The sequence below is a fragment of the Ochrobactrum teleogrylli genome (genome assembly GCF_006376685.1).
Lineage (GTDB): Bacteria > Pseudomonadota > Alphaproteobacteria > Rhizobiales > Rhizobiaceae > Brucella > Brucella teleogrylli.
In genome coordinates this window covers 176,046-182,395 of record NZ_VEWL01000010.1, presented here as the reverse complement: position 1 = coordinate 182,395, position 6,350 = coordinate 176,046, and the positions used below count along the sequence as shown (strand labels likewise).

The following is a 6,350-nucleotide window of genomic DNA, read 5'->3' as shown; positions in this document are numbered from 1 at the left end:
CAAACTGTCAACACAGCTTTCGATAAAAATGCGATTTTCTTTTCCACAGGGATAAGGATCGAAATTTACTCCTTATTCACCAATTTGAACAGGCGATTCTGATGCGGAAGCCCACCCCATTCGCTCGGCGACATCATCCGCGAGCGCCCGCATCCGTTTGCCAATCTCCTCAATCACTTCAGGACGGGCCTCTGCAGCCATCATGGAAAGAGCAATCCCCGCGCTCGGTCGGTTTGGCTGTTCGTAGATTGCCGCGCCAATGCAGAACATGCCTTCGCGCAACTGGCCGTCATCAAGGGAATAGCCCTTCTCTCTTATGCCGGACATCTCGCCTTCGAGCGCCTTCAGCGAAGCGACGCTGGCTGGTGTAGCGAGTTCCGGCCAATGTGCGGGAAGATGACGTGCGCGCTCGTCATTCGGCATTGCCGCGAGCATGGCCTTGCCCGTTGCCGTAAAGACTGCGGGGACGCGCATGCCGATGCGGAACGTTATCCCAAGCGGCGCGGACGAATTGCGGCAGGACAGATAAATGACATCCGGTCCCTCCAGATGAGAAAGCGTCAGCGTGTAGGCGCCAAGCCCCTCTGCCTGCGCCACCGCCTCATGAAACACTTCGACAATATCGCTGCCCGCCAGAAAGGCATTTGCCCAGCGCACCGATTGTGGCCCCATGGAAAAGCTGCCGTCGCTATTGAACTTCAGAAGCTTCAGATGAACCAGCGTCTGGCAAAGCCCGTGCACGCTGCTTTTGGGCAGCCCGGCCTGACGCGCAATATCGGATAGTTTCAGTGCCCCGCCCATGCCGGCACCGGCCTTGGCGATAAGATCCAGTATCTGTGCGGCGCGCATGACCGCCGGAACCAGTTTGAGGGAACCTGCCTCTTCGGTCATCGTTTCATTCCTATGCTGACACGCCATCTGCCCGACAAGATCATCGGCTTCCCGATTGACTTTGGCCGCCATGATCTGTTTAATTCAATATATCGAAGCGTGTTCAATATACTGAACAAACAATCCATGCAAGACTGGGACGGAACATCAGACATGATCACCTTGAAAGACCCTTCGCTGCTTCAATCGAAATGCCTGGTCGACGGTCGCTGGATCGACGCGGCTGACGGCAAGACCATTAATGTCACCAACCCGGCTGATGGCTCTGTGGTCGGCACGGTTCCGTCGCTGTCGGTAGACACGATCAAGGAAGTCATCGACGCCTCCGCCAAGGCGCTTCCCGCCTGGGCCGCGAAAACCGCCAAGGAACGCGCGGGCATCATGCGCAAGTGGTTCGACCTCATTGTCGCCAATGCCGATGACATTGCGCTGATCATGACATCGGAACAGGGCAAGCCTTTGGCCGAAGCGCGCGGTGAAGTGCTTTATGCCGCGTCTTTCATTGAATGGTTTGCGGAAGAAGCCAAGCGCGTCTATGGCGACACCATCCCCGCCCCGCAGGCCGGTCAGCGCCTGACGGTGATCCGCCAGCCGGTTGGCGTCACCGCCGCGATCACGCCGTGGAACTTCCCTGCCGCCATGATCACCCGCAAGGCTGCACCGGCACTCGCGGCTGGCTGCACGATGATCGTGCGTCCTGCCGATCTGACCCCGCTGACGGCTCTGGCGCTTGGCGTGCTGGCTGAAAAGGCTGGCATCCCTGCCGGTGTCTTGCAGATCGTGACCGGCAAGGCACGCGAAATCGGCGCGGAACTCACCAGCAATGATACTGTACGCAAGCTCTCTTTCACCGGCTCCACAGAAGTGGGCCGCCTGCTGATGGCCCAGTGCGCACCAACGATCAAAAGAGTGTCGCTGGAACTCGGCGGCAATGCGCCATTCATCGTCTTTGACGACGCCGATCTCGACGCCGCTGTCGAAGGCGCGATGATTTCCAAATATCGCAATGCCGGTCAGACCTGCGTTTGCGCCAACCGCATTTATGTTCAGCGCGGCGTTTACGACAAATTTGCTGAAAAGCTCGCGGAGAAGGTCAAGGCGCTGAAGGTCGGCAACGGCACCGAACCGGGTGTGGTCATCGGCCCGATGATCGAGGAAAAGGCGATCACCAAGGTCAAGGCGCATATTGAAGACGCGGTTTCGAAGGGTGCAAAGCTCATCACCGGCGGCAAGGAACTGGGCGGCCTGTTCTTCGAACCGGCTGTTCTCACCGGCGTGACCTCGGACATGGCCGTTGCGCAGGAGGAAACTTTCGGCCCGCTCGCGCCGCTCTTTGCCTTCGACACGGAAGAGGAAGTGCTGGCCATGGCCAACGACACGATCTTCGGTCTCGCCGCTTACTTCTATACGGAGAACTTCAGCCGTGCGATCCGCGTCAGCGAAGGGCTCGAATACGGCATGGTCGGCCACAATACCGGCCTGATCTCCAATGAAGTCGCGCCGTTCGGCGGCGTCAAGCAATCCGGACTTGGTCGCGAAGGCTCCAAATACGGCATCGAGGAATATCTCGAAACCAAATATATCTGCAGCGCCTATAAGCGCTGATTGATATAAGCCAATGAAGAGACGGTGCGGATTGTTCGCGCCGTCTTTTTTATTTATAGACGGTGCAACCGCAACGACGGCTATCCGCCGCACATTATCCGGACAATCCATGCTGCGCCGCCTATACGACTGGACTATTTCGCTTGCCGCAAGAAAATCAGCCGAATGGTGGCTGGCGATCATCGCTTTCGTGGAGAGTTCGGTTTTCCTTGTCCCGGCAGACGTTCTGTTCCTGCCGATGGCGCTGGCTCGTCCGGAACGCGCCTGGCGCTATGCCTTCATCGCAACCGTTGCATCGGTGCTGGGCGGCATCGCAGGCTGGTATCTCGGCTATCATGCCTATGAACAGATCGCCAAGCCGGTGCTGGAAATGTATGGCAAGCTGGATACGTTCGAGCAACTGCGCGGCACGACCAGCGCCGACACCATTTTGCTGATGCTGATCACATCGGGCCTCGCCCATCTCCCGCCGATCAAGGTTGTGACAATCCTGTCGGGAGCGGCTGGCGTCAATATCTGGCTGTTCATCGCATCGGCCATTGTTGCGCGCGGTGCGCGCTTCTATTTCCTGGCCTGGCTGCTGCGCCGTTATGGCGAGCCGATCCGCCATTTTATCGAAAAGCGCCTTGGCCTGATCGCCAGCGCCGTGGCGGTCTTGCTGATCGCCCTGTTTTTTGCTGTGAAATATCTTCACGCCTGAGCCGGCTGCCTCACGCCGGTCAAAATAAATTGCTTGGAAACAAGTCTCTATCTTAGTTTAGCTGCACATAAAGAGCCGCGTCAGGAATTTTCATATGGCATTTGCACTCAATAACCCGGTTGGCAAAACACAGGCATGGACCGCAGGCATCATGACCTTCGGACTGGCCGCAACTGTCGGCACCGCGCTCGGTTTCGAGCATATTGCCGGTTTCATGCCGTGCAAACTCTGCCTTGAACAGCGCACGCCTTATTATATCGGCGTTCCGGTTCTGGCTGCGGCCTGGCTTTCCTACGGCTTGAAATGGCCGCCGATCCTGACGCGCGGCCTCATCCTGATCGGCGCGCTTTTGATGACCTATGGTCTGGCGCTGGCGGTCTATCATACGGGTGTTGAGCTGAAGTACTGGCCGGGCCCGGCCGATTGCAGCGCGGCGACGATGAAAGTCACGCTGGACGCGGGCAACCTTCTGGGCGATCTCAATACGCGCCCGCCCGCATGCGACAGCGCACCCGGCTTTTTCCTTGGTCTGTCCTTTGCCGGATGGAATATCGTCGCAAGCCTGTTCTTTGCAGCCATCGGCTACTACGGCGCTTTTGCGAAGAGTGGCAAGTAAGGGAAGATTCTGAGGGGCTTAGGTCTTCTTTTTTCGCATGATGTTGTCGCAGGATTGCTACGCAGTTTTGCGCAACATGCGTCAAGGCTCCAGTTCGACATCCCAATAGAGAAAATCGAGCCAGCTATCATGCAGATGGTTGGGCGGGAAAAGGCGACCATTATTGTGCAGATCCTGCACGGTCGGCATGACCGGCTTCTGGCGCGGCCACATATGCGCAGCCGCAGGCATGAGACCGCCCTTGCGCAGATTGCATGGTGAACAGGCGGCGACCACATTTTCCCACGTCGTCTCGCCGCCATGGCAACGCGGGGTGACGTGATCGAAGGTCAGATCATGCGGCGAGCCGCAATACTGGCACTCGAAACGATCACGCAGGAAAAGATTGAAGCGCGTAAACGCCGGATAGCGCGGCGGCTTCACATAATCCTTCAGGCAGATCACGCTCGGAACACGCATGGAGAAAGACGGCGAGGAAACGATCTGGTCGTATTCCGCGACGATATTCACGCGTTCGAGAAAGACCGCCTTGATCGCATCCTGCCATGACCAGAGCGACAAGGGGTAATAGCTGAGCGGACGATAATCCGCATTGAGGACCAGAGCGGGCAAGCCACTCGTCGAGACGGTCCGGGGTGAGACTGCAATGGTCAAGGACGCACCTCCTTCAGAGCAACTCCGAGAAAGGGCGAAACGACGACTTTCCAAGCGGAATTGCGCTCTTCATCGGAGCGCCGCGCGTCCATTGTGGGCGCAACAACGACGCTCCAACCTCGCGAGGACGGGACTGCAATCAGCAGAAAATCAAGCTTCTGCGAATCGAAATACCGTCATCAGCTGATGGCGATAATGTAAGCCCGACGTGACAGGATTGTGAAGCGGAAACGCATTTGTGCCACCGGAAACACGCAACATTTACAGATGCATCTACAAAAGTGGGGCCGCCTCGCGCCCCTTGATTGCCGTGTAATAGGCCCAGAATAATCGCGCCGCCACGCCGCGCCACGGCGCCCAGTCTTCCGCAAGCTTGCGCAGCGCCACAGCATCCGGGCGCGTTTCATGGGCAAAGGCATGACCGACGGCAGCTTGCAGCGCCACGTCACCCGCCGGAAACACGTCCGGGTGACCGGCGGCAAACAGCAGATAGACTTCCGCCGTCCACGGCCCGATGCCCTTGATAGCGGTGAGCGCAGCTATCGCCTCCTCCGCAGGCAGATCGCAAAGCCCGTGCAGATCGATCCCGTCATCCACCAGTGCCTGCGAGACAGCCAGAAGCGTCCTCTGCTTGGGCCGAGACAGCCCGGCAAAGCGCCACGCCTCTTCGCCGCCAGCAATATAGGCCTGCGGCGTCAGCGGATCGATCACCTGTTTCAACCGCCCCCAGATGGCCGCAGCGCTTGCAGTTGAAACCTGCTGCGCCACGATGATGGAAGCCAGACTTTCGAACCCTGGTGGTGAGCGACGCAGCGGAACCGCATGAGCGCGGCTGCGAATATCGGCCAGACGCATATCGGCCAAAACCAGCGCTTCAAGGCCAGCCTCTATATCCTCCAATGTATCGATGCGCTGCATGCTGTGGCCTTTCATTTCAATCGCCGACAAAGTACCAATGTGCTCAGATGACAATCAACTGACATGATCATGACCAGACCCGTCTTTCGCTTTGCCCCCAGCCCCAATGGCCAATTGCACCTCGGCCATGCCTATTCAGCTCTTCTCAATGCACGCATGGCGAACGAAGGCGACGGTCGTTTTCTATTACGCATGGAAGACATCGACACGGCGCGCTGCACGCCTGCGCTGGAACAGGGCATTTACGACGACCTGCACTGGCTCGGCCTGTCATGGGAAAGGCCTGTACGCCGCCAGTCGGAACATTTTGGCGAATATCGCAATGCGCTGACAAAGCTTGCCGACAAGGGCCTTGTCTATCCGGCCTTTCTCAGTCGTGGCGAAGTGCGCGAGCGGATTGGCGAAGCCCACGCCAGGGGCAAGGTCTGGCCGTCGGACCCGGACGGCACGCCGCTTTATCCAAAGGGCGAACGCAACCTCAATGAAGCGCACCGGCTGGAACGGATCGTATCCGGCGTCCCTTATGCCTGGCGTCTCGACATGGAAAAGGCGCTGGCCACCGTGGGTGAAACGTTGTTCTGGGAAGAAAACGGCGCCGGACCGGATGGCGAGACCGGGCGCATTGCCGCCGATCCCGCCCGATGGGGTGATGTGATCATCGCACGCAAGGACACGCCGACCAGCTATCATCTTTCTGTGGTGGTGGACGACGCCCTGCAAGGCGTCACCCATGTCGTGCGTGGCCGCGATCTCTTCCACGCGACCGCTGTGCACCGCCTCCTGCAAAAGCTTCTCGGTCTGCCGGAGCCGCATTATCACCATCATGACCTCGTGCTGGGCGACGATGGGCTGAAACTGTCGAAAAGCCGCAAGGATACCGCTCTTGCATCGCTGCGTGAACAGGGATGGACGCCGGACCAAATAAGACACACCTTAAAGTTGTGATTTATTTTCTCCCCAGCGTCA

At 58.4% G+C, this 6,350-nt stretch carries 7 protein-coding genes; 4 read left to right on the top strand and 3 right to left on the bottom strand.

From position 1 onward, the window contains the following. Positions 1-72: 72 nt before the first annotated feature. On the bottom strand, positions 73-891 hold the full coding sequence (locus FIC94_RS16285) for an IclR family transcriptional regulator (protein WP_140025545.1): 819 nt from the start codon (positions 889-891) through the stop codon (positions 73-75). A 153-nt stretch (positions 892-1,044) separates the two neighbouring features. Here FIC94_RS16285 and FIC94_RS16280 point away from each other — a divergent pair, with 153 nt between their 5' ends. The 3 genes from FIC94_RS16280 (at position 1,045) to FIC94_RS16270 (ending at position 3,812) form a co-directional block, all read left to right on the top strand. Then, positions 1,045-2,496 (top strand): NAD-dependent succinate-semialdehyde dehydrogenase, encoded by a 1,452-nt coding sequence (locus tag FIC94_RS16280; protein ID WP_140025544.1) that lies wholly within the window; start codon positions 1,045-1,047, stop codon positions 2,494-2,496. Between the two features lie 109 nt (positions 2,497-2,605). Continuing rightward, a complete protein-coding gene (locus FIC94_RS16275; protein ID WP_109369705.1) occupies positions 2,606-3,196 on the top strand; it encodes a YqaA family protein in 591 nt (196 codons plus the stop codon). Between the two features lie 94 nt (positions 3,197-3,290). Further along, positions 3,291-3,812, top strand: coding sequence for a disulfide bond formation protein B (locus FIC94_RS16270; RefSeq protein ID WP_109369706.1), 522 nt, complete (start codon positions 3,291-3,293; stop codon positions 3,810-3,812). Positions 3,813-3,893: 81 nt separating this feature from the next. On the opposite strand, the gene FIC94_RS16265 is transcribed toward FIC94_RS16270, so the two are convergent. Together FIC94_RS16265 and FIC94_RS16260 are read right to left on the bottom strand one after the other, a co-directional pair. Further along, complete coding sequence (locus tag FIC94_RS16265) at positions 3,894-4,466, bottom strand: HNH endonuclease (RefSeq protein WP_078339434.1); 573 nt, start codon at positions 4,464-4,466, stop codon at positions 3,894-3,896. A gap of 273 nt (positions 4,467-4,739) precedes the next feature. After that, on the bottom strand, positions 4,740-5,384 hold the full coding sequence (locus FIC94_RS16260; RefSeq protein ID WP_140025556.1) for a DNA-3-methyladenine glycosylase family protein: 645 nt from the start codon (positions 5,382-5,384) through the stop codon (positions 4,740-4,742). Positions 5,385-5,453: 69 nt separating this feature from the next. On the opposite strand from FIC94_RS16260, the gene gluQRS reads away from it, so the two are divergent. Beyond that, positions 5,454-6,329 (top strand): tRNA glutamyl-Q(34) synthetase GluQRS, encoded by an 876-nt coding sequence (gene gluQRS / locus FIC94_RS16255; RefSeq protein ID WP_140025543.1) that lies wholly within the window; start codon positions 5,454-5,456, stop codon positions 6,327-6,329. Positions 6,330-6,350: the final 21 nt, after the last annotated feature.

Bases quoted from the DNA above. Each gene is read 5' to 3' on its own strand.
- FIC94_RS16285 (WP_140025545.1), bottom strand. From the start codon at position 891: ATGACCGAAGAGGCAGGTTCCCTCAAACTGGTTCCGGCGGTCATGCGC.
- FIC94_RS16280 (WP_140025544.1), top strand. From the start codon at position 1,045: ATGATCACCTTGAAAGACCCTTCGCTGCTTCAATCGAAATGCCTGGTC.
- FIC94_RS16275 (WP_109369705.1), top strand. From the start codon at position 2,606: ATGCTGCGCCGCCTATACGACTGGACTATTTCGCTTGCCGCAAGAAAA.
- FIC94_RS16270 (WP_109369706.1), top strand. From the start codon at position 3,291: ATGGCATTTGCACTCAATAACCCGGTTGGCAAAACACAGGCATGGACC.
- FIC94_RS16260 (WP_140025556.1), bottom strand. From the start codon at position 5,384: ATGCAGCGCATCGATACATTGGAGGATATAGAGGCTGGCCTTGAAGCG.
- gluQRS (WP_140025543.1), top strand. From the start codon at position 5,454: ATGACCAGACCCGTCTTTCGCTTTGCCCCCAGCCCCAATGGCCAATTG.